Source organism: Mycolicibacter sinensis (assembly GCF_001673565.1).
GTDB classification, from domain to species: domain Bacteria; phylum Actinomycetota; class Actinomycetes; order Mycobacteriales; family Mycobacteriaceae; genus Mycobacterium; species Mycobacterium sinense_C.
Map to the genome: position 1 here is coordinate 1 of NZ_LZMF01000095.1, position 22,483 is coordinate 22,483.

The following is a 22,483-nucleotide window of genomic DNA, read 5'->3' on the forward strand; positions in this document are numbered from 1 at the left end:
CGTCCCGGCCGTGCGGCGCGACGGCGCCTACGTGCTCACCGGCGGTTTGGGCGGCATCGGGCTGGTGGTGGCCCGCTGGCTGATCGACCACGGCGCCGCGCGGATCGTGCTCAACAGCCGTTCGCAGCCCTCCGCGGAGCAGCGCGCGGTGCTCGACGAGCTGGCCGAACGCGCCCAGATCGCGGTGGTCTCCGGTGACCTCGCCGCTCCGGGTACCGCCGAGAGCCTGGTCACCTCGGCGGAAGAGACCGGGCTGACGCTGCGCGGAGTCATCCACGGCGCCGCGGTGATCGACGACCAGATCGTGGTCGGCATCGACAAGGAGACCTTGGACCGGGTGTGGGCGCCCAAGGCGGCCGGAGCTCTGCGCCTGCATGTGGCCACCACCGGAAAAGACCTGGACTGGTGGGTCGGGTTCTCCTCGACGTCATCGCTGCTCGGAGCGCCCGGCCAGGCCTCCTACGCCGCGGCCAGCGCCTGGCTGGATGGCCTGGTGGCGTGGCGGCGGGCCGCCGGGCTGCCGGCGATCACCATCAACTGGGGCCAGTGGTCGGGTGTGGGCGTCGCCCAGGAGCTCAAGTTCAGCGCGCTGGACCCGATCGACCCGGTCGAGGGGATGGAGGCGCTGGAGGCCATCCTCGGCGGCGACCTCGGGCAGATCGGGGTGGCGCGACTGCGCCTGGACCGGGTGGCCGCGGCCTTCCCGGAACTGCAGCAACTCGGGTATTTCTCCACCTTGGCCGGTGAGCTCGACCTCGATAGTGAGGACGACGACTGGCCCGGCCCGGAGGGCCTGCGCCAGCTCGACCCCGCCGAAGCAACCAAAGCGGTGGTCGCCCGGTTGGGCGCCCGGATCATGGCCATCATGGGCTACCCGAAGGACAGTGCGATCGATCCGGCGCGTCCGCTGACCGAACTCGGGATGGACTCGTTGATGGCGGTACGCATCCGCAACACCGTCCGCGGCGACTTCGGGGCGGAGCCGCCGGTGGCGCTGCTGTTGCAGGGCGCCTCACTGACCGACCTGGCGGCCGACCTGACCCGGCAACTCGGCCTGGCAGCGCAGGAAAGCGGAGACGGCGCCGGCGATGTCGGCGGTGTTCGTAGCCGGGCGCAGCAGCGTGCCGCAGCGCGGCAACGGGCGGCGTCGCGGCGAAAAGTAGGAGACCGAACGTGAGCACCAACAACGAAGTGCCGCCCAATGCAATCGCGGTCGTGGGTATGGCCGGGCGGTTTCCCGGCGCCCGCACCCTGACGGCGTTCTGGGACAACCTGCGGCGCGGCACGGAGTCCATCGTCACGCTGTCCGAAGACGAGCTGCGTGCCGCCGGCGTGAGCGACAAGGCGCTGGCCAACCACAACTACGTTCGGCGAGCCGCTCTGCTGGAGGGCATCGAGGAGTTCGACGCCGGGTTCTTCGGCTTCACCCCGCTGGCCGCGCGCACCATGGACCCGCAGCACCGGCTGTTCCTGCAGACCGCATGGCACGCCCTGGAAGACGCCGGCTACCAGCCCGGCGAGCTCGAGGGATCGGTCGGCGTCTACGGGACCAGCACCACCAGCGGCTACCTGCTGCACAACCTGATGTCGCACTACGACCCCAACCAGATCATTGGGCAGGGCGTCAGCTTCGACATGGTCAACCTGTCGCTGCAGAACGACAAGGACTACCTGGCCACCCGGGTGGCCCACCAGCTCAACCTGCGCGGGCCGGCGCTGTCGGTGCAGACGGCCTGCTCCTCGGCGCTGGTCGCGGTGCACCTGGCCTGCCAGAGCATTCTCAACGGCGAATGCGACATGGCGCTGGCCGGCGGTGCGTCGCTGCGCATTCCGCACCACGTCGGGTACTGGCACGAGCCGGGTTCGATGGTGTCGGCGACCGGGCACTGCCGGCCGTTCGACGTGCGCGCCGACGGCACGATCTTCTCCAGCGGTGTCGGCGTGGTGGTGCTCAAGTCGCTGGCCGACGCGGTCGACGACGGTGACCGCATCCACGCGGTGATTCGCGGCTCGGCGCTGAACAACGACGGCGCCACCAAGATGACCTACGCCGCGCCCACCGCCGCCGGGCAGGCCGACGTGATCGCCGAAGCGCACGCGGTGGCCGAGGTCGACGCCTCCACCATCAGTTACATCGAATCGCACGGTACCGGCACTCCGCTGGGCGACCCGATCGAAATCGAAGGCCTGCGACAGGCTTTCGCCGTTTCGGAGGAGGAGCGCTCCGGCCCCTGCTATGTGGGCTCGGTCAAGTCCAACATCGGGCACCTGGAGTCGGCGGCCGGGATCGCGAGCCTGATCAAGACCATCCTGTGCCTCAAGCACCGGGCCATCCCGGGCACGCTGCACTACACCAGCCCGAACCCGGAACTGCACCTGGACTCCGGGCCGTTCCGAATCCGCAGCGAGTACGGGCCCTGGGAGTCCGACGGCATCCGCCGCGCGGGTGTCAGCTCCTTCGGGGTCGGCGGCACCAACGCGCACGTCATCTTGGAAGAATGGGCGGAGGAGTCGCCGGTGGGCGCCGCACCGCAGGCCGGGCCGCAGGTGCTGTTGCTGTCCGCGCGTACCGCCGAGGCGCTGCAACAGGGCCGGTCGGACCTGGCGGCCGAGCTGTCCGGCGGCGCTGACACCGAAGCGCCGAATCTGACCGATGTGGCCTACTCCCTGGCGCGCCGCAAGCCGGAGAACCTCCGGCTGGCCGCGGTCGTCGCCGACCGGGCCGACGCGGTCACTGTGCTCGGCGCCGAGGAGAGCGAGAACGTCTTCATCGGCGAAGGTGTGACCGACGCGTCGGAGACCGACCGGGTGGTGTTCTTGTTCCCGGGCCAGGGCGCGCAGCACATCGGGATGGCGCGCGGGCTGTATGACACCGAACCGGTGTTCGCCGAGTACTTCGACCGTTGTGTCGCCGGATTCGACGCCGAACTGGGCTTCGACCTGCGCGCGCTGATCTTCGACGGCACCTCCCGCGACCTGGAGCGCACCGACCGCACCCAGCCGGCACTGTTCACCGTCGAATACGCGCTGGCGAAGCTGATCGAAAGCTACGGGGTGCGTCCGGCGGCGCTGGTGGGCCACAGCATCGGCGAATACGCCGCGGCCACCGTCGCCGGCGTCTTCGACCTCGACACAGCGATCAAAGTGGTGGCGATGCGGGCCCGCCTGATGCATGCCGCGCCACGCGGCGTCATGGTGGCGGTGCCGCTGAGCCCCGACGCGGTCGGCACGTATCTCACCGGCGACGTCGACCTCGCCGCGGTCAACGATCCCGACGGCTGCGTGGTGGCCGGCAGCGAAGAGGCGATCCGCGCGTTCTCCGACGCGCTCAAGCAGGCGGGGATCAACGCCCGCCGGGTGCGCACCTCACACGCATTCCACTCCCGCCTGATGGAGTCGATGATCCCGGAGTTCACCGGTTTCCTGTCCCGCCAGACGCTGCACGAGCCGCGGATTCCGCTGCTGTCGAACCTGACCGGCACTCAGATGGCGGCCAGCGAAGCCACCAACCCGGCCACCTGGGCGCGCAGTGTGCGGGCCACGGTGCGCTTCGCCGACGAGATCGACACACTGCTGAACGAGCCGCACCGTGTGCTGGTGGAGGTCGGACCCGGGGCCACCCTGACCGCCTCGGCGGCCCGCCATCCCAAGTTCGCCGACGGTCACCGCACCGTGCGGCTGATGCGCCACCACGCCCAGAACCGCGACGACCGGGACACCTTCTTGCTGGCGCTCGGCCAACTCTGGGCCGCCGGCGTCGACGTGGACTGGTCCGGCCTGCGCGGCGATTACCAGCCCAAGCGGGTCACCGTCCCGGGCTATCCCTTTGAGCGTCAACGGCATTGGCTGGAGCACAATGCCGGGGCCACCTGGGTGTCCGGCGCGGTGAACAACGGTGCCGCGGCGAGCGGGGCCGGCAGCGCCGACGGTGCCGGCGGATCGGCCGGGTCGTCTATCGAGGCGACGCTGCAACGCATCTGGGGGATCTGCCTGGGGGTCGGCTCGGTCGACCGCAACGCCAACTTCTTCGACATCGGCGGGGACTCGCTGGTGGCGATCAGCGTCGCGATGGCCGCCTCCCACGAGGGGATGGACCTGACCCCGCAGGATCTCTACGACAACCCGACCGTTGCGGCGCTGGCCAAGGCACTGACCGCCCGCTACGCCGCCGGCGGGCTGGCCCGCCAGTCGCCCGGCAGCGTCGAGCACCCGCCGGTCCCGCCGAACATCACCTACTTCTTGGAGAACGGTGTTCGCGAGCACGGGCATTGGCGCATCCCGCTGATCCTGCGACTGCGCCCCGACGTCTCGGTCGACGATGTCCGTTCGGTGCTCACCGCGGTGGTCAATCACCACGACGCCCTGCGGCTCCGCATCACCGAGCGGGCCGGCACCTGGGAGCAGCACATCGCCGAGCCCGGCGAGTTCGGCGAGATCGGCACGCATTCGCTGCCGGAGGGCCTCACCGCAGAGCACGACGCGGTGCGCACGATGCTGGCCGAACACATCCGCGAACAGGACCTGTCCTGCCCGCCGCTGACCGCCCTCTACATCCGCGGTTCAGCGGGCGACGTCTGCTACCTGGGCCTGAGCCTGCACGCCACGGTCGGTGACGAGGCGTCCCGCGACATCCTGCTGACCGACATCTTCACCGCGTTCGGCCAGAAGCTGGCGGGCAACGACATCGAGTTGGCGCCGGTCGGCGTCGGCTGGGCCGAATGGTCGCAGCGCTGCGCCGGGCTCGCCACCCACCCGGCGGTGTTGGAAAGCCGTGAATACTGGGTGCAGGCAGCCAAAGCCGCGACCCTGCGGCTGGGCGCGGAGGTCGCCGAACCGCCGGCGGCAGCCGACCTGTCCAAGCTCACCTCGTCGATGGCGGCAGGTGACACCAGCGAGATCGACGACGCCCGACGCCGGCTGCGTCTGCCGATCAACGAGATCCTGTTGGCTGGGTTGAGCCGGGCGCTGGCGGCGACCGTCGGTGCGGGCACCGTGGCCGTCGATATCGGGGGAGCGGGCCGTTCGGTGCTCAAACCCGACGTGGATCTGCGCCGCACCGTGGGCTGGTTCACCACCATCTACCCGGTTGCGCTGAGCTGCTCCACCGAGGCGCAGGCCACCGCACGTCAGCTGCTGGACGAAGTCCACGAAACCCTGGGCGGTGTACCGCATTACGGGATCGGCTACGGCTTGCTGCGCTACCTCTACGCGCCGACTGCGCGGCTGTTCTCCTCGGTTGCACCCGCCGACATCCACTTCGCGTACGTCGGTGCGATCCCCGAGCTGCCGTCGCTGGGCGACGCACCGGTGCAGTTCGACCGCGACATAGCGATGCCGGTGCGCGAGGCGATCCCGGGTCTGGGACACGCTCTGGAGCTGCGGGCCTACCGCACCTCCGGTGTGCTGCATCTGGACTGGTGGTTCGACAGCCGCCGGATCGAGGAGTCGGTGGTGTCCTCGATCGCTGACGGCTTCTCGACAGCGGTGATGGATCTGGTCCGCGAGGCCATCGCCGAAGACGATCTGGCAACGACCGATGCTGAAGACGGGGAAATGACCCTGGTCGAGCTGTCCTAATTGAGGAGAGAACCCGAAAGTGTTTGCCACGTCGGTCATTCGGAAGCTTGCGAACAGTGAGGAGATGCTCGCCGAGACCCACAATTTCGTGGGTCTCGCCGCCCACCTCACCGGTCCGGTCGACATCGATCTGCTCTCGGAGGCCTACGAGGCGCTGCTGGAGGCGCACCCCATCCTCACCGGGCGACTTGAGCGACTGCCCGACGGCAGGCACCAGTTCGTCACCGACGACCTGATGCCCGACGGCATCGAGGTGATCGAGCTCGACGGACCCGATGCCCAGCCGCCGGCCCCGCACTTCGACCAGACCGAGTCGCTGGTCGCGATGCGGGTGATCATCCGCGACGGGCAGGCACAGCCGACGCTGTATGTGCACCACGCCGTCGCCGACGGCCACCACATGTATGCGCTGATCGAAGAGATGCTCGCCTTCTACACCGATCTGGTCACGACCGGACGCATCGGTGCGATCAACGTCGAGCCCGCGCCGCAGTCGATCGAGGCGGTGCTCGCCGACCGGGGGATCGAGAAGCAGCAGCGTTCCGGGATCGAGCGGTTCATGCCGGCCCTATTCGCCTACGACCTGCCGCCGACTCGCCGAGCCGTCTCGCAAGAGACACCGTCGGAACCGGTACTGGTCCCGATGGCGTCGTGCCGGCTGACCGAAAGCCAGACCGACGACGTGGTCGCGTTCGGCCGGGCGCACGACCTGAGCCTGCACGCGGTGCTCTCGGCGGCGGTGCTGCTGGCCGAATGGCAGTTACGCGGCAAGCTGCGCATCCCGGTGCCCTACATCTACACCGTGGACCTGAGATATTTTCTGTCCCCGCCGGTTTCGGCCACCGGATGCACCAACCCGATCGGGCTGGCCACCTACCTCGCCGAGATCGACGCCAAGACCGAGCTGGTCGACATGGCCCGCGAGATCGCCGAGAACTTCCAGAAGGACCTCGACGAGGGCGTGATCCAGCAGTCGCGGCTGCACTTCAGCCCGCAGTACGTCGGCAACCCGCCCGGCATGCCGGACGTGGTGGTGCTGAGCAACAACGGTCTGGTGCCGCCGGTGCGGACCCCACCGGGTGTGGAGGTGACCACCACGCACGGCGAGCTGTACTTCGCCGTCAGCGCCGGCATCGACATCTACTTCACCCAGATCTTCGCCGGCCAGCTCAACATCGAGTACCACTCGCACGGGCCCGAGCCGGAGCGCTCGGTGGAGGCGATCCGCTCGCTGCTGTGCGGCATCGCCGAGCGGCACGCCGCTGCCGGCGTCAGCTGACCGGGCCGAAAGCGTAGCGGTGGTACTGCAGCATTCCGCGCAGCGGCGGCACCGCGCGAGCCACCCGGGCCGATCGCCGGAATCCGGCCGGCACCCGGCGGAAGGTCTCGGCGTCGAAGAGGTTGGCGGCGGCCAGCAGCCGGATTCCGGTGACCTTGTCGAGAATGTCGGCTGGGTCGTTGACGGCCCAGTGCAGCGTGGCGCCGGATTGGCGCTGCAGCCGGTGGGTCTTCTGCGTCTTGACCCCGAGCCAGTTGTAGAAGTCGATCTGCAGTTCGCCGGCGGGAAACTTCTCGACGATGCTCTGCAGCAGCGCCACGCCGTCGGATTCGGTCAGGTACATGCTGATGCCCTCGGCCAGCAGCAGTACCGGGCGATCGGCGGGGATCTCGTCCAGCCAGGACGGGTCGGTCGCCAACGTCGCCACCAGGTGATAGCCGGCGCGGTCGGGATAGATCTGCTCGCGCAACGCGATCACCGGCGGTTGGTCGACGTCGTACCAGGCCACTTCCGGTCCCGGGTCGATCCGAAAGACGCGGGCGTCCAGGCCGCAGCCCAGGTGGATGACGGTGGCCTGCGGGTGGGCGGCCAGGAACTGACGTGCCCAGATGTCGTACTGGGCGGTGCGCACCGTCACCAGCGGCGCCCACCGGCCGGGGGCTTTGAGTGCGTCCCAATCGAAGTCGATGCGTTCGACCGCTTCCTTGGCGTACCGATCGCCCAGGACCGGGGAGTCGAAATCGGCGTCGAGTGCCTTGAGGTACAGCGTCGTCAACATGGTCGCCGCGGCACCGTGCAGGTCGACGGGGATCTTGTCTGCCACGTCGGGGAGCCTAATACGCTAGGCGGGCACTCGATGCACCGCACGGTCGGACCCGGCGGTTCAGCGAGGCTCGACGGAGGAGAGCCGAAGCTGGGACCGCCGCATGAACCCGGCGGTTCAGCGAGGCTCGACGGAGGAGAGCCGAAGCTGGGACCGCCGCATGAACCAGGAGGCAGACATGGCGGATGAGACCAATGGCAACCAGCGGGCGCCGCGGATCCTGTTGCTGTACTACAGCTACAGCGGGCAGGCGCTCAAGGTGCTCGAGGCCGCCGGTGAGGCCTTCGCCGAGCGCGGCTGCGAGGTGGTCAAAGCCGGCATCGAATTCACCGATCCGCGCTATGCGCAGCGGTTCTCGCGGTTCCCCATGCGGCGGGTGTGGCCCGACATGCTCAGCGTGCTCAAGGCCCAGCAGCGCGGCGAGACCGGCGAGATCCGCACCCCCGACGCGGTGCGCGACGGCGACTACGACCTGATCTGCATCGGCTCACCGACCTGGTGGAAGGCGCCGGCCATGCCGATCCGGTCCTTCCTGCAAACGGATGAGGCGCGAAAGCTGTTGGACGGCAAGCCGTTCGCGGTATTCACCGTGTGTCGGGAGTACTGGCAGGAGAACTACGCCGAGGTCGCTCGGCTGGGGGAGCAGTGCGGTGGCCGCTACACCGACGAGATCCACTTGACCTATCCCGGCGACCCGCTGCACTCGATGCTGTCGCTGACCAGCTACCTGGGCACCGGGCGCTACCGCAAGCGTTACCTGGGGCTGCGCCTGCCGCCCACCAACGTCCAGCCCGAGCAACTCGACCGGGTCCGCACGTTCGCCGCGGGCCTGGCGAGCCGCTTGTTCGGCAAGTAGGGGAAAGGTACCCATGCCGCGTTCCTTCGAGATCGTGTTCGAGTCGCCCGCGAGCGTCGAGCAGGTGCACTCCGCGTTCGGCTCGCGCGACTACTGGCTGGCCCGCAACGCCGAGTTTGACGGCGGCGAGAAGACGCTGGACTCGCTGACCGTCGACGCCCAAGGCGCGGTACGCGTGGTGGTCACCGAAGACCTGCGCCACGGCGCGCTGCCGGGAATCCTGACCAAGGTCTACCGTGGCGACCTCAACATCGTCACCACCGAAGTCTGGACCCCTACCTCCGACGGCCGGGTCACCGGCGACATCGACGTCGCGGTGGTCGGGGCGCCGGGCCGCGGCGGCGGGACCGCCGTGCTGCAACCCACCGGCAGTGGCTCGCGGATGGATCTCACCGGGACCATCGAGTTCAAGATCCCGCTGGTCGGCGGCCCCATCGAGAGTTTCCTGGCGAAGGAATTCGCCCAGGGCATCCCCGAGATCCAGCGGTTCACCGCGGAGTGGCTGGGCGACAGGGCCGGAAAATGACGGCACCGGACGCCCCGCGGTTCATTCCCACCCACGTGCCCGCCCCGGCCGAGGCGCTGGCCCGCCTCGATATGCCGCTGGGCGAGGCGATGATGACCCAGCGCGCGGTGCGGCGGGTGTACTCCGAACCGGTCGACGACGCCGTGGTGCTCAAGTGCATCGAGCTGGCGCAGCGCGCGCCCACCGGTAACGACGGGCAGAACTGGGAGTTCATCGTCGTGCGGGACCGGCGCGTCAAGGAAGAACTGGCCAAGCGTTACCGGCAGGCCTGGAAGCTTCAGCGCGGGGTGGTGCTGCGGCGCAGACTCAAGACCGACCCGGCGATCGCCGGCATCGCGCGGGCGATGGAGTGGCAGATCGACCACTTCGCCGAGATTCCGGTGCTGGTCGTGGCCTGCCTGCGGCTGGGCGCGCGAGAGGGCCGGCTGCCGGTGGTGCGGATGCCGCACATCGCCGAGTCGGCCTACTGGGGCTCCATCTATCCCAGCGTGCAGAACCTGCTGCTGGCCGCGCGCGCCATGGGGCTGGGCGCCTCGCTGATCACGCTGCCACTGTGGAGTCAGCGCGCGGCGCGGCGCATCTTGGGTCTGCCGCACGCGGTGACGCCGTGTTGCATCGTGCCGCTGGGGTGGCCGCGCGGGCGCTACGGTCCCACCACGCGCCGACCGGTCGGGGAAGTGGTCCATCTGGACAGCTACGGCAACCGCGCCTGGCTGGCCAAATGATACTTTTTGGATGAATTGGCTCTCAGTATAGGCGAGATAGCCTTTAGCGTTGCGGTAACAATCACAAAATATTGTCTTTAGTGGTGTGGGCGTACCGCCTGGTGTAGATTCAGCCGGTCTTATGTAACGCCTGGGGTCGGGGGGATCCGTGAACTTCAACAAAGACGCCGCAATGCGCCCACCCGAGGCGAAACTCGCCGCTCTGGCGGCGGCCGGCCTGGTCGCCGCCGCTCTGGTCACGCCGGTGGCGACGACACCGATATCGGCCGTCGAGCGCGAACTGCTGCTGCTCAGCGGCGCCGACTCGCTGCTGAACGTCCCGCTGAACCTGTTCCAAGCGCTGGTCAACGTGCCCAGCACCGAGATCGGGGCGATGAACATCGTGGGGAACGCCCTGATCTACAGCGGTAACTGGTGGTCGCCGAGCGCGACCAACATCTGGGGAGAGGACCCCGGCGACCCGGGACACTTCATGGGCGTCATCGACATGGCTTTCCCGTTCAGCCAGATCTCCGGGCAGGGCAGTCCGGAACCGGGTGCTCCCGGCTTCGACTGGGACGAGGCAGCAGCCGGGCACCTGGGTCTGGGCCAGCAGTTCACCCTGCTCGCCGATGCCGAGATCCCGACGAGTGCATCCAGTGACGCCGACTACAGCGCGCCGCTGTTGCCCTCGAGCGAGATAACCGGCTCCTCCTTTTTCGACCACAATGCCTGGTTTTTTGCCGCGCTCTCGGGAATGCAGCCCTACCCGATATTCCAGAACTGGTTCCAGGTCCCGCTATCGGATCTGCAGAATGGCTACACCTTTCCCACCGTGATCAATCCGGCGATGGGGATCGGAACCGACGCAGCGGGAAATCCCGACGGCTCGGTGCCCAGCGACCCCACCCTCGGTTTCGTCGGCACCCATCCGGCGACCCCGGCTGACATTGCCAACCTGCCCCAGGACGCCGCCACTGCGTCGCAGGGCATTCACGTCGTCCCCGGCACCGATGAGGTCGTCAACGGCAACGGCAACCCGGTCAACCTGATGCCGTGGTCCAACGAGACGTTCAAGCTCGACCTGTTGTATCCGTTCCAGAACTTCTTCAACAGCCTGCAGGCTCCGGTCGACCTCAATACCTACGCCAGCGGATTCCAGATCCCCACGTTCGAAGAGTTCGGCCGGGCACTGCAGACCATGGCCGCGGGCCAGATCATCGCTTTCGACCCGTCGTCTCCCGGTGACCCGTTCTGCGGGACCACGTGTCTGGCCAATCCGTCGGCGACGCCGCTGGCACTGGTGTCGGAGCTGGACAAGATGTGGCCCGGCAACCCCTACCTGGAGGACTGGCTCACCCGGGCCAATGCGGATAGCCCGCTGAACGCGTTCTACGGGATGGCCAACGGCCCGACTCCGCACCAGGTCGACGTCAATGACGCGGTGTCGCAGTCGCTGCAGCAGTGGTTCGATATCGGCAACCCGTCGCCGGCTAACCCGCCGGCAAATATCGACACCCCGATCGCTTTCGCGCCGTCGCCGGCGATGCAGCAGCTCATCGACTTCATGCAGCAGTCGGGAGTTCAGCAGTTCTTCGCGGACTGGGCGAACTCCGCCGGGTACCAGCCGGTGGACTTCGACGACCTGACCCCGGTGCTCGGGGCGGCCACTGACACCGGGGACGCCGGTGGCGCTGCTGCGGGGAGCGCGGACGGGTTCACCGGGCTGCTCGACGCCTTCGGATTGGGGGACCTGAACGCTTTGTTCTAGGCCGGCGCCACGGGCTCACCCGCTCCTCCCGCAGGCGGTAGCGCGGTGCGGTATCGTCCCGCTGGGCCGACAGCGCGGGTGCTACGGTCCGGCCCGCCCGCCGATATCGACCAGAAGATCAGCCAAAGATGACCATGATGTGCGACTTAGCAGATGTTTGTACGGACCCTATGTAAATTGACTCGTACTCGCTTAGACACCGGGTCGTGACACAGATATGCTGTCACGGTCTGTAGGGACTCAAGGGGGAAATGTGAAGCATGGTGTGACGCGTGAGCGTGGGTATGCGGACGCCGGCCGGCACCGGGCGGCGCCGGAGCGTCGATTTGCGCTCCGCGGCGCCCATCGGGCGGCCTCGCAGCGCCGCCACGTGACCGCGGGGGCGGCCGTCGCCGCCGCGAGCGTCGTGGCGCTGGCTCCGGTCGCTCCGGTCAATCCGTGGACACCGGGACTGACGGCCGCGGAGCGGGCGGTGGCGCTGGCCGCCGAGGCCTCCTTCCTGAACATTCCGTTCAACCTGTTCCAGGACCTCGTCAACATCCCGTTCAACGAGGTGTCGGCCACCAACGTGCTGGCCAACTCGTTCTTCTTCACCGGCAACTGGTTCACCCCGAGCGCCACCAACATCTGGGGTGAGGACCCGGGCGACCCGGGCCACTTCATGGCCGTGATGGACTACCTGTTCCCGTTCGCGCCCCAGCTCTCCGGCCTGTACGACCCCACGATCGACCCGGATGCCCTGGCCAACGGCACCGCGGGCTGGGGCCAGCAGTTCGCGATGTTCGCCGCCGCCCTGCTGCCTATCAGCGCCTCGTGTGACTCGATCCAGTGCTACCCGATGTCGCCGGTCGAGCCGATCACCGGGATCACCGGTTTGGACGCAATGCTGAACTTCTTCGCGAAGTTCACCAACTTCCCCAACGACGACAACCAGCTGGACCTGTTCAAGTACTGGCTCAAGGTGCCGATCCAGGACATGCTGAACGGTTACAAGTTCCCGGACAGCCCGTTCAGCGACCCCGACAACCCCACGTCCGGCGGCATCGCCAACCCGGACGCCGGTGTCGGTGAGGGCGGCGCGGTGCCGGGCGGGCCCATGTACGGCGGGAGCCCATGGTCCGGTGCGGCCCAGCCCGGCTTCGGCTACCCGGGCACGCATCCGCTTCTCGACGAAAACGGCGACCCCGTCCTCGACGAGCACGGCAACCAGATCAACCTGATGCCGTGGGCGGGCCTGGAGTTCAAGCTGGACCCGTTCGGCCCCATGCAGAAGTGGTTCGACAGCCTGATGCAACCGGTCGACTGGAGCGTCAACGGCGACGACCCGCTCACCGGCTTCCACTTCGCCAGCTCGGACGACGTCTTCCAGGCCATGAAAGCCCTGATTGCCGGGATGGTCGTCGACTTCAACCCCTACGTCGCCGGCAGCCCGATGTGTCCGGGACTGTGCAATATGCCGCCGGTCTCCCCGCCGTGGGGGGTGACCACCCTGGACCTGGTCAAGTCGATCCAGGGCATCGGCGCCCCCAACCCACTGATCCAGCAGTGGATCGACCTGACCGAGCAGGAAGCGGCGAACGCCGTCGGCAATGCCAACGGCGGAACCGACGAGCAGATCCTGGCCGGTATCTCGGCGCTGCAGACCGGTATGTTCACCTTCGACGCGGACACCCACAACCAGATCATCGACTCGCTCGCGGCCATCAACCCCTGGTTGCCGGCCCTGGTCGTCAACGGCGGGATCCTGACCGACCCGGGCCTGCTGGGGCCGTGGCCGATCAACCCCGAGACCGGCTACTACATGCCGCCGACCTGGAACCCCGACCTGCCGCTGGACATGCAGGAGATCGGCGACTACGGCGGCAAGAACTCGCTGCTGGTCTGGGACGACTTCCTGCACGCCCTGGACCCCGAGCACGACAGCGTCTATCTGGGGCTCACCGACCTGTGGGCCGAGATGTCGAGCTGGTTCAACTTCTAGACCGGCACACCACAACAGCCCGGCCCGCATCTGCGCGGCCGGGCTGTCGTGCGCTTCCGGCCGGGCGGACTTCGGTGTGACGCGTTGCACTTATTTAACGCTTTGGTAGATTACTCACGTCTCTCAGAGGTACGTCGGCCCACTGCAATCGGAGGATCATCGGGATGGTTGCTGCCCTGCGCTCGTACGGCAGTGCCGGGCTGGCGATCACCACGGCGGGTCTCATCGCCGTCACTCCGGCGGTAGTGCGCGTTCCGGAGCCCACCGCAGTCCACCTCGCGGAGCGTCTCACCGCCGGCGAGTCGTTGGTGAACGTCCCGCTGAACCTGTTCCAGGCGCTGGTCAACATTCCGGCAAACGAGATCCACGCGCTCGACACGCTGTCGAGGTCCCTGTTCTACAGCGGGCCCTGGTTCGTCGGCAGTCCGACGAACATCTGGGGTGAGGATCCGGGCGACCTCGGCCACTTCGAGTCGGTCATCCAGCTGCTGGTGCCGTTCCCGGAGCTATCCGGCGCCGGCCACGAAGGAGATTTCTTCTACCCGGGTCTGGGCCAGCAACTGTCGATGCTGGCCAACGTCGAGATCCCGGTGCACCCGAGTTGTGCCAGCCTGGACTGCCTGCCGGCCATGCCGACCAGCCCCATCACCGGCTTCACCTGGATCGACCAGACCATCTGGAGCCTGCTGATCGCCACCGGCCTGCAGAAGTTCCCGCTGATCGAGAACTGGTTCCAGGTCCCGTTCTCGGACATGATGGACGGCAATTCCTACTACTTCGACCCGAATTCACCGGGCATGATCAACAGCGGGCTGGCCCACGACGGGTTCTACTGGGAGGGCAGCCGCACCCTCGAGCAGCTGGGCCTCAACCCGGAGGACTACCCGAACATCGACCCGGACACCCCGCTGATGCCCTGGGCCGGAACGTCTTACGAGATGCAGTTCGACCAGCCGTTCATCAACTTCTTCAACAGCTTGATGCAGCCCTTTGACCCCGACAAGTTCCAACTGCCTGATCCCGTGGAGTTCGGCAGGGTCATGCAGGCCGTCATCGCCTCGATGCTGGTGGCCTTCAACCCGTTCGTCCCGGGCAGCCCGTTCTGCCCCGGACCGTGCCTGCTGCCCGACCCGGCCGGCGACCTCCTGGACCCCGCCACCTGGTCGCTGCCCAGCTACTACGTGCTGGCGAAGGCGGTCGGTGACCTGTGGCCGGGTAACCCGGTGATCGACCAGTGGCTGGCCCACTACGACGAGGGCACCGCCAACATCTCGACCCCGGAGATCATCGACTACGAGGCCTGGCTGTGGCGGCTGGGTACGGTGCTGCTGGACCTGAAGAATCCGCTTCCGCCCGACGCGGTGATCGACACCACCGACTTCCTGCCTTCGATCGAGCAGATCCACGACTTCTTGGGCGACTACCTCTACAACATCGCCGACAACAGCGGGATCATCGGGCCCTTCGACATGCAAGGGCTCTGGGATGCCGTCTTCGACGTCGCCGCCACCTAGTCGGCCGGCCCGATTCGGACCGGCCGACCGGATGGGTTCTGCGGTGTCTTAGACCCCGATCAAACCGGAGAGGTCCGGCAGGTACGGGTACAGGTCCGGCAGCTCGGTTTCCGGCAGCATCCCCAGGTCGACCTGGGCGGCGATCCAGCCCTGCTCGAACCCGAGCTGCAGTTGTTGGGACACGGTGTCCCAGTCGATCGTCGGCAGGCTCCACGACACCGGCGTGAGGACATCGGCGGGATCGGTGCGGTCATAGCCGAGGTCGACCAACACCCGCAGGGCGGGCTGAATCAGGTCGGCCATCGCCGGGCCGAAGAAAGGCATCCAGCGTATGCCGTCGAGCAACGGCAGATTCTGGGTCGGGATGAGGAAGTAGTCAGTGTTGATGTCGCCCGAGGTCGGCAGCTGTACCGCGTCGGCGACCGCACTCGGGTCGAACGTCGTCGGCCACCCCGGCAGCAGGGCCGGGTGCAGGTTGACGTAGCCGGACATCGCGTTGGCCAATGCGAGGAAGTTCAGCGGATACTTCGGGAAGTCGGTCGCCCCGCTGTACTGGATGGTGTAGATGTCGGTGTGGTAGATGCCGTCCGTAGGCGTCATCGGCATGTCCGAATCGAAGCGGGTGAAGAACCCGCCGTTGGGGTTGCCGAGGTTCTCCAGCAACACGAAGCTCAACTGATCCGGATCCGGCTGCTCGCCGGGCGGCAGCGCCAGCAGGTTGATCATTTCCTGAGTGGCCACCGCGGCGCTCATCGAGTAGCCCCAGACGGTGACATTGTCGCTGTCGGCCAGGTGATCCATGATCGCCTTGTGGATGTCGGCGACCCCCTGGGTCAGCCCGGGGCCGTAGTCGGTCTCCGGTGTGGTCACCCCGACGGGGGTGTAGCCGGGAAAGGTCGTTTGCCCGGGAAAAGGGTTCTGCGGGTTGAGAAAATCGCGCATGACCTGGTCGATGTAGGAGTCCTTCGGCGTGGGCTGAAGCGCCGAGCCCATGATGAGCGCGGTGTCCTCACCCAGGGCGAAGCCCGCGTTGAGCATCGAAGTCAACCCCATCAGGCCGGCGCAGCCCCCCGCTGCCAAACCGACCGCCATCCACCGGTAGCCAGAGCGTGTCATCAAAATTCCCCCATTTAGTCCACACACATGTCCGCGTCAGCGTACACAGGAACTCATCCCAGCGCTTGTCGAGGTGTCTAGAATTTGCACCAGCGTCAGATCCTTGCCGCCGCGCGGTCGACGGTGCACCGGACGATAGGGTGAGCCCGTGGCTTTACCAGCACCCGGTCCCGACCGCGCAGCCATCGTCACCGGCGCCTCGTCGGGGATCGGTGCGGCGGTAGCGCGTGAGCTCGCCCGCCGCGGCCACCAGCTGATCGTGGTGGCGCGCAGCGCCGATCGCCTCCACGCGCTGGCCGCCGAGCTGGGTCCCCGGCCGGTGCACGTGCTGCCGGCCGACCTGTCCTGCCGCACCGAACGCGCGGCCTTGCCGGACCGGGTCGCCGAACTGGGCCTGGTGCCCGATGTCCTGGTCAACAACGCCGGCCTGGCGGTGGTGGCACTGGCGGCGACTGCGGAACCGGAGCGCCAACTCGGCCTGGTCGAGGTCGATGTCGCCGCGGTGGTCGACCTGTGCACCAGGTTCCTGCCGGGCATGGTGGAGCGGGGACGCGGTGCGGTGCTGAATGTGTCGTCGGTTGCCGCGTTCGGGCCGCTGCCCGGGCAGGCGAGCTACGGCGCCGCCAAGGCGTTCGTCGCCTCCTACACCGAAAGCCTGCGGGCCGAGTTGCGCGGGACCGGGGTCACCGCCACCGCCCTGTGCCCGGGGCCGGTGGACACCCGATTGGACCTCGCCGCCGGGTTCCGCGAGGGGGAACGGCAACGGGTGTTGCCCGCTGTGATGTGGAAGTCGGTGGACAAGGTCGCTCAGGCGGCCGTCGACGGCCTGGCCTCCGGCAAAGGCCGGGTGACGCCCGGATGGGCCAACCGATTTCTGGTTGCCGCCTACCGTATCGTGCCGCACGGTCCGCTGCTACCGTTGCTGGCGCGGCGCACTCCACTTTCGACGCGCAACGCGGGTAGGGGAGGGACCCGGTTGTCGACGGCGTCAGGGGACGGCCGATCGCCGGACAGGGGGAGCGGTGTGGTGCTTGAGGTGATCGACAAGGGCTGCGTCAGCGACGCCCATCCTGTTCCTTTGCTGTTCGTCCACGGCGCCTGGCACGCCGCCTGGTGCTGGAACGAGCATTTCCTCGGCTACTTCGCCGACCACGGCTACCGCGCGGTGGCGGTCAGTTTCCGCGGTCACGGCACCAGCGGGCTCGACAAGCCGCTGCGGGACTGCACCGTCGCTGACTACGTCGCCGACATCGCCTCAGTTGCCGACAGTCTGCCGGTGCCTCCGGTGGTCATCGGCCACTCGATGGGCGGCCTGATCGTGCAGAAGTATCTGGAGTCGCACGCCGCGCCGGCCGGTGTGCTGATGGCCTCGATCCCCCCGCAGGGCAACCTGGGGTCGAGCCTGCGCTGGCTGCGGCATCGACCGGGGCAGGCCGTGAAGATGGCGATCACCGGAAAGTCACTGCGCTACATCAACACTCCGGCGCAGGCCCGGGAAAAATTCTTCTCCGCGAACACCCCGGAGGAGGTGGTCGCCGACTGCGCCTCCCGCCTGCAGGAGGACAGTTCGCGGGTCAGCATCGACTGTCTGGTGCTCAAACTGCCTCGCCCCGACCGGGTGACGACGCCGCTGCTGGTGCTGGGCGCCGAACAGGACGCCGCGCACACACAGAAGGAGGTGCGGGCGACGGCGCGTGCCTACCGCACCGAGGCGGAGTTCTTTCCCGACATGGGGCACAACATGATGCTGGAGCCGGGCTGGGAGTCGGTGGCCGACCGAATCCACGCTTGGCTCGGTGGCCGCGGACTCTAGCGCCGTCGCTGGGGCAGCCGTCGCTGGGGCAGCCGTCTCCGCGGCAAGGGCTATCAGTCCTTGGCGAAGCAGTACAGCCGGTAGACGAACTCGCCGTTCTTCAGAGCGCCATTGAACGTCCAGTCAGTGGCAGCACTGGCGAAGCGGGCCAGGCTGCCGTGGTGGGCGATCATGTCCTGCTTGCGGGCCAGGTTCTTCTCGTTGCCGCGCAACACGTCCATGCTGATGTCCTCTTGCGACACCAGCCGCAATCCCGTGTCGGCCAGCTCGGCATCCCAGCGGGCCAGCTCGCTGCGGCGGCGGAAGTCGGTGTAGAGGAAATGTCCGCCCGGGGCCAGTACCCGTGCCGCGCCGTTGAAGAACTTGGCCGGGTGCGGGTACAGGTGTGAAGCCTCCACTTGGAACACCACGTCGAACGAGCCGTCGTCGAAGGGCAGGTTCTCGGCATCGCCCTGCACGAACTCCATCCCGGGCAGCTGGTGGCGCTCCCGGCAGAACTCGATCGCGGTCTCATTGAGGTCCAGGCCGGTGTAGGAGGCGGGCTTGAACGTGCGCGCCACATACGACGCGCCGCCCCCATGGCCACAGCTGACCTCGAGCACCTTCTTGCCGGCCAGATCGGCTTGGGCGGCGGTGCGGTGGTACTGCTGGATGAAGAACCGGTTGGGCTCGTCGGAGGCTTCCAACGGCACCGCCATCGCCGGGTCTTCTTCGTAGCCGTAGTTCAAAAACAGCCAGTCGTCACCGGAGAGCATCTTGGTCTGGGTGGCGAACCGCTTGGTCACGAACGAGGTGAACAGCAGGTGGTAGACGAACGGGTTCGTCATGATTCGGTGAGAGACCGGGTTGAAGATGAGGCGGTTCATCGTGGGCACCGGGGCAGTATGTCACGGCGGGTGGGCCCCGTCGGTGACTGGGTCTCGCGGTCCTTGCGCCTCAGTCGCGCAACTCGCGCATCACAATTCGCTCCCACATCCGGTCGGTCAGCAGTGCCCGGGCGAACACGGTGGCTTTTCCCGACGCTCCGACGATGTAGCGGGGTCGAGGGTTCTTCGACCGGACCGCGCGCAGCACCGCGCGGGCGACCGCCTCGGCTTCGATCATCACGCCGCGCTTCGCCGACAGCCGCCTCGTGTTGTCGGCGTAGCGGCGTTTGAAGCCGCCGTAGGGGTCGTCGGGGGCGTAGACGGGCTGCGCCTCCTGCTGTGAGGTGACGAACGGCGTCCGCACCGCGGTCGGGTCGAGCAACACCACCCGCACACTGAACGGCGCCACCTCGGCACGCAGCGACAGCGACAGCGCCTCCATGCCGTACTTGACCACGTGATAGCCGCCCGCACCCGGGCTGGCGAAGCGCCCCCCGGTGCTGCCGACGTTGACGATGATGCCGCTCCCACGCTCCCGCATCGCCGGCAGTACGGCCTGCGACAGATGCAGTGCGGCAACAACATTGGTTTCGAACAGGTGGCGCAGATCGGCCAGCGGCACTTGCTCGAGCGGACAGGTCAGCGGAAAGCCTGCCGAGTTCACCAGGACGTCCACCGCGCCGTGGTCGGCTTCGATCTCGGTGACCAGGCTTCGTACCGCGGACTCGTCGGTGACATCGAGTGCGCGTGCGATCAGCCCCCGCGATGCCAGGCGTTGCAGCGCTTCGGGATTGCGGCCGACCGCGAACACGCGGTAGCCGGCGGCCTGCAACCGCTCGGCGGTCGCCTCGCCGATCCCGCTCGTCGCCCCGGTGACCAGCGCTACCGGCTCGGAACTCATCGGGTGCCGGTACGCCCGGACGGGGCCGCCGCCGGATCCACGCCGGCTTGCGCGGGCACCAACTCGACAGGCAGGTGCTCCAGGCCGCGCATCGTGGCATTCACCAGGTATCGGTGCTCCCCGGCCGGCCGGATCTCCGCGACGTGGGGGATCAGCTGAGTCAGCACCCGGCTGACTTCGATGCGGGTCAGGTGCGTGCCGAGGCAGTAGTGGGCGCCGCCGCCGAACGCGAGGTGGTCGGTCGGATTGCGGTCCAGATCGAAGGTGTCGGGATCGGGGTAGTGCGCGGGATCGCGATTGCCTGCGGCGTACAGCACCAGCACCCGCGCACCGGCCGGGATGGTGTGGTCGCCGACCCGGTAGTCGCGGGTCGCGGTCCGGTAGAACCCTTGCACCGGCGAGACCAGCCGTAGCTGCTCTTCGATGGCGGCGGGGATCAGCTCAGGCTGCTCGCGCAGCCGGGTGTAGACGTCCGGACGCTGAGCCAGCGTGAGAAACAGGCCCGAGATCAGGTTCGTGGTGGTCTCACTACCGGCGCCGACGAGCATCGACGCGCTCCAGAACACCTCGTCGTCGGAGAGGGTGTCCTCGCCGCTCGGAGCCGCCAGCATCGAGATCAAGTCGTCGCCGGGTGCGGTGCGGCGTGCCTTGATCATCGGGTCGAGGCTGCGGTGCATCGCGATGACGGCCTGGCTCGAGCGCATGTTCAGGGCCATGCCGCGCGGGGTCAGCGGCGCGAACGCCGCTTCGTTGATGGTGTCGGCCCACTCCAGGAACTGGTGGCGGTCCTCCTGCGGTATCGCCAGCATCATCGTGATCAACCGGTTCGGCAGGGGCTTGGCCAGATCGCTGACGATCTCGACTCGACCGCGGGTGATCATCTCGTCGACGAGTTCGTCGGCGACCCGGTTGATGTTGACCTCCCACGCCTTCATCGCGCGCGGGGTGAAGGCCCGCGACACCGACCGGCGCAGCCGGGTGTGCACCGGCGGGTCTTGGGCGTTCATCGTCTGCAAGCGGACCCGGAAGCGGGCCTGGCTCTGCGCCGAGGACAACGCCTCGTCGTCGCGCAGTGCCTGCCGGACTTCGTCGTAGCCCGGAATGATCCAGATGCCGCGTTTACGGCTGTACCAGACCTTGGGCCCGGTCAGCAGGGTGCGATATCCCGGGTAGGGGTCGAGCATAGTTTCGCGAGCGAAGGGGTCGAAGTCGGTCAGCGGAGCGGTCTCGCGGCCGGTCAGGGCGTACCGGTAGGCGCTCGCCCGGTCCCGGGCCACCCCGACCAGTCCGTCGATGCCGATCTTGAACAGGCTGGCGCGGAAGCGAAGCCGACGCGTCAGTTCCCTCTGGTCCATCTGGCTAGCCCCTCGTCACGATCGTCGGGTTTTCAGCGCGATTGGCCCGCGATCGGGCCGACAATGACTGCAGCCGTCACCCTAACCCGGTTTCGCCTCGCCGGTTCAAGGGACATCAGCCGGAAAATAAAGCGCCGGAGCGGGGGAACAAGTCCCGGCCCGCTCCGGCGCTGCGAACAGTTCGGTGGAGTCAGTCCTTGACGAGGTCGAAGATCCGGTAGGTGATCTCACCGCGGTCCAGGTCGCGGTAGAACAGCGACCCCTCGACCACCGCGAACTCCCGGGCGAAGCGACGCAGGAAGAACGGCATCCGTTCGTTGATCAGCTCGTTGGAGCGCGGCGAGTTCGCCGCCAGGCCGCGGACGACCTCCCGGCTGATGTCGCGCTCGTTGAGCACCCGCAACGGCGGGGTGGCCAGGGTCTGCTGCCAGGACTCGATGTCCTCCTTGGCGCGGAAGTCGGTGTGCAGGAAGTGCCCGCCCGGACGCAGCACCCGGCCCACCTCACGAACAAACTGCGCGAAGTCGGGGTAGATGTGCGAGGCCTCGACGTTGACCACTGCGTCGAACGAGTTGTCGGGGAACGGCAGGTTCAGTGCGTCGCCCTGCACGAACTCCAAGCCCGGCACCTGGTGGCGCCGCTGGCAGAAAGCCACCCCGTCGGGGTTGAAGTCCAGGCCGGTGTAGGAAGCCGGCTTGAGGGTGCGGGCCAGGAACGAGGCGCCGCCGCCGTGGCCGGAGCTGACCTCCAGCACCTTCTTGCCGGCCAGGTCGATCTGGGTGGCGGTCTGGTGGTAGAGCTGGATCGAGTACCGGTTCTCTTCGTCGGCCGGATCGAGCTTGAGGCCCAGCGGCGGGTCCTGCTCGTAGCCCCAGTTCAGGAAGACGACGTCGTCGTGTCCCATCCGCTTGGTCATGAACGGGTACCAGTACTTAAAGGCCTTCTTGTACAGCGGCATTGCCGAGATCCGGTAGACCAGATCGGCGCCGACTTTTTCCAAGGTCTCAGATGGGGAACGCACCATACCGAAAGTATGGCACAGCTCAGGAGGCGCTTTTGACCCCGGTGACTTGCACCGCCACCTGCGCGCGCTGCGGCTCGCCGCGGTAGCGCGACGGCGCTCCGTCGATCCTGCAGATGCGCCACATCAGCCGCCCGGCGAGAGTCATCAAACCGATGTCGTCGCAGAGCATCCGGATGTCGGCGAACGTATCTCTCAGCGCCTGCTGGGACTCGGGCGAGCCGGACCGCAGCTGCTTGCGCACCGAACGGGGCACCTCGAACTGCCGGAAGAAACTGCGCGGCGGCACCACCATCGGCTTGGCCAGCAGTCGCATGACGAACGGCACGTACACCGACATCCACAGCCGGTTGATCCGCCACACCTTCGGCACGCGTTTA

General features: G+C 67.7%; 16 protein-coding genes and 2 pseudogenes. 11 read left to right on the top strand and 7 right to left on the bottom strand.

Translation table 11 applies throughout. From position 1 onward, the window contains the following. The 3 genes from A5648_RS14600 to A5648_RS14610 all read left to right on the top strand — a co-directional run. A partial coding sequence (locus tag A5648_RS14600) for a beta-ketoacyl reductase (protein ID WP_131810574.1) occupies positions 1–1,177 on the top strand: 1,177 nt, incomplete at its 5' end. Then, positions 1,174–5,577 (top strand): type I polyketide synthase, encoded by a 4,404-nt coding sequence (locus tag A5648_RS14605; protein WP_109470798.1) that lies wholly within the window; start codon positions 1,174–1,176, stop codon positions 5,575–5,577. The genes A5648_RS14600 and A5648_RS14605, both read left to right, overlap by 4 nt. A gap of 19 nt (positions 5,578–5,596) precedes the next feature. Further along, the gene (locus A5648_RS14610) at positions 5,597–6,856 is read left to right on the top strand and encodes a phthiocerol/phthiodiolone dimycocerosyl transferase family protein (RefSeq protein ID WP_065025246.1); all 1,260 of its coding nucleotides are present in this window, start codon (positions 5,597–5,599) and stop codon (positions 6,854–6,856) included. Here the strand turns inward: A5648_RS14610 and A5648_RS14615 are convergent. Beyond that, on the bottom strand, positions 6,849–7,679 hold the full coding sequence (locus A5648_RS14615; protein WP_065025247.1) for a class I SAM-dependent methyltransferase: 831 nt from the start codon (positions 7,677–7,679) through the stop codon (positions 6,849–6,851). The genes A5648_RS14610 and A5648_RS14615 overlap by 8 nt on opposite strands. Positions 7,680–7,839: 160 nt before the next feature. Here A5648_RS14615 and A5648_RS14620 point away from each other — a divergent pair, with 160 nt between their 5' ends. The 6 genes from A5648_RS14620 to A5648_RS14645 all read left to right on the top strand — a co-directional run bounded on the left by A5648_RS14620 (position 7,840) and on the right by A5648_RS14645 (position 15,031). Beyond that, positions 7,840–8,535 (top strand): flavodoxin family protein, encoded by a 696-nt coding sequence (locus A5648_RS14620; protein ID WP_065025248.1) that lies wholly within the window; start codon positions 7,840–7,842, stop codon positions 8,533–8,535. 13 nt (positions 8,536–8,548) lie between these two features. Further along, a complete protein-coding gene (locus tag A5648_RS14625) occupies positions 8,549–9,061 on the top strand; it encodes a DUF2505 domain-containing protein (RefSeq protein WP_065025249.1) in 513 nt (170 codons plus the stop codon). Beyond that, on the top strand, positions 9,058–9,786 hold the full coding sequence (locus A5648_RS14630) for a nitroreductase family protein (protein WP_065025250.1): 729 nt from the start codon (positions 9,058–9,060) through the stop codon (positions 9,784–9,786). Before A5648_RS14625 ends, A5648_RS14630 begins: the two co-directional genes overlap by 4 nt. A 148-nt stretch (positions 9,787–9,934) precedes the next feature. Then, positions 9,935–11,536, top strand: coding sequence for a hypothetical protein (locus A5648_RS14635; RefSeq protein WP_065025251.1), 1,602 nt, complete (start codon positions 9,935–9,937; stop codon positions 11,534–11,536). Positions 11,537–11,801: 265 nt separating this feature from the next. Then, positions 11,802–13,517 (top strand): hypothetical protein, encoded by a 1,716-nt coding sequence (locus A5648_RS14640; protein WP_131810575.1) that lies wholly within the window; start codon positions 11,802–11,804, stop codon positions 13,515–13,517. Positions 13,518–13,681: 164 nt separating this feature from the next. Further along, a complete protein-coding gene (locus tag A5648_RS14645) occupies positions 13,682–15,031 on the top strand; it encodes a hypothetical protein (RefSeq protein WP_065025253.1) in 1,350 nt (449 codons plus the stop codon). 48 nt (positions 15,032–15,079) lie between these two features. Here A5648_RS14645 and A5648_RS14650 read toward each other — a convergent pair whose 3' ends face one another. Next, the gene (locus A5648_RS14650) at positions 15,080–16,147 is read right to left on the bottom strand and encodes a PE-PPE domain-containing protein (RefSeq protein WP_234787435.1); all 1,068 of its coding nucleotides are present in this window, start codon (positions 16,145–16,147) and stop codon (positions 15,080–15,082) included. Between the two features lie 148 nt (positions 16,148–16,295). On the opposite strand from A5648_RS14650, the pseudogene A5648_RS22845 reads away from it, so the two are divergent. Together A5648_RS22845 and A5648_RS14655 are read left to right on the top strand one after the other, a co-directional pair. Beyond that, positions 16,296–17,087: pseudogene (locus A5648_RS22845) on the top strand (SDR family NAD(P)-dependent oxidoreductase); the annotation flags it as partial. A gap of 195 nt (positions 17,088–17,282) precedes the next feature. Further along, a pseudogene (locus A5648_RS14655) lies at positions 17,283–17,960 on the top strand (alpha/beta hydrolase); the annotation flags it as partial. A gap of 53 nt (positions 17,961–18,013) precedes the next feature. Here the strand turns inward: A5648_RS14655 and A5648_RS14660 are convergent. The 5 genes from A5648_RS14660 to A5648_RS14680 form a co-directional block, all read right to left on the bottom strand. After that, a complete protein-coding gene (locus tag A5648_RS14660; protein ID WP_065025260.1) occupies positions 18,014–18,826 on the bottom strand; it encodes a phthiotriol/phenolphthiotriol dimycocerosates methyltransferase in 813 nt (270 codons plus the stop codon). 70 nt (positions 18,827–18,896) lie between these two features. Next, positions 18,897–19,727, bottom strand: coding sequence for an SDR family NAD(P)-dependent oxidoreductase (locus A5648_RS14665; RefSeq protein ID WP_065025255.1), 831 nt, complete (start codon positions 19,725–19,727; stop codon positions 18,897–18,899). Then, positions 19,724–21,082, bottom strand: a complete 1,359-nt coding sequence (locus tag A5648_RS14670) for a cytochrome P450 (RefSeq protein WP_065025256.1) — start codon at positions 21,080–21,082, stop codon at positions 19,724–19,726. Before A5648_RS14670 ends, A5648_RS14665 begins: the two co-directional genes overlap by 4 nt. Positions 21,083–21,272: 190 nt before the next feature. After that, entirely contained in the window at positions 21,273–22,040 is a 768-nt protein-coding gene (locus A5648_RS14675; protein WP_065025261.1) for a phthiotriol/phenolphthiotriol dimycocerosates methyltransferase, read from the bottom strand. An 85-nt stretch (positions 22,041–22,125) separates the two neighbouring features. Further along, positions 22,126–22,483 (bottom strand): diiron oxygenase (locus A5648_RS14680; RefSeq protein ID WP_165607351.1); only part of this gene is annotated, 358 nt, incomplete at its 5' end.

What these genes read in the sequence shown, in the direction of transcription:
- A5648_RS14620 (WP_065025248.1), top strand. Translation starts at nt 7,840, where the DNA reads ATGAACCAGGAGGCAGACATGGCGGATGAGACCAATGGCAACCAGCGG.
- A5648_RS14625 (WP_065025249.1), top strand. Translation starts at nt 8,549, where the DNA reads ATGCCGCGTTCCTTCGAGATCGTGTTCGAGTCGCCCGCGAGCGTCGAG.
- A5648_RS14630 (WP_065025250.1), top strand. Translation starts at nt 9,058, where the DNA reads ATGACGGCACCGGACGCCCCGCGGTTCATTCCCACCCACGTGCCCGCC.
- A5648_RS14645 (WP_065025253.1), top strand. Translation starts at nt 13,682, where the DNA reads ATGGTTGCTGCCCTGCGCTCGTACGGCAGTGCCGGGCTGGCGATCACC.
- A5648_RS14650 (WP_234787435.1), bottom strand. Translation starts at nt 16,147, where the DNA reads ATGACACGCTCTGGCTACCGGTGGATGGCGGTCGGTTTGGCAGCGGGG.
- A5648_RS14660 (WP_065025260.1), bottom strand. Translation starts at nt 18,826, where the DNA reads ATGAACCGCCTCATCTTCAACCCGGTCTCTCACCGAATCATGACGAAC.
- A5648_RS14665 (WP_065025255.1), bottom strand. Translation starts at nt 19,727, where the DNA reads ATGAGTTCCGAGCCGGTAGCGCTGGTCACCGGGGCGACGAGCGGGATC.
- A5648_RS14670 (WP_065025256.1), bottom strand. Translation starts at nt 21,082, where the DNA reads ATGGACCAGAGGGAACTGACGCGTCGGCTTCGCTTCCGCGCCAGCCTG.
- A5648_RS14675 (WP_065025261.1), bottom strand. Translation starts at nt 22,040, where the DNA reads ATGCCGCTGTACAAGAAGGCCTTTAAGTACTGGTACCCGTTCATGACC.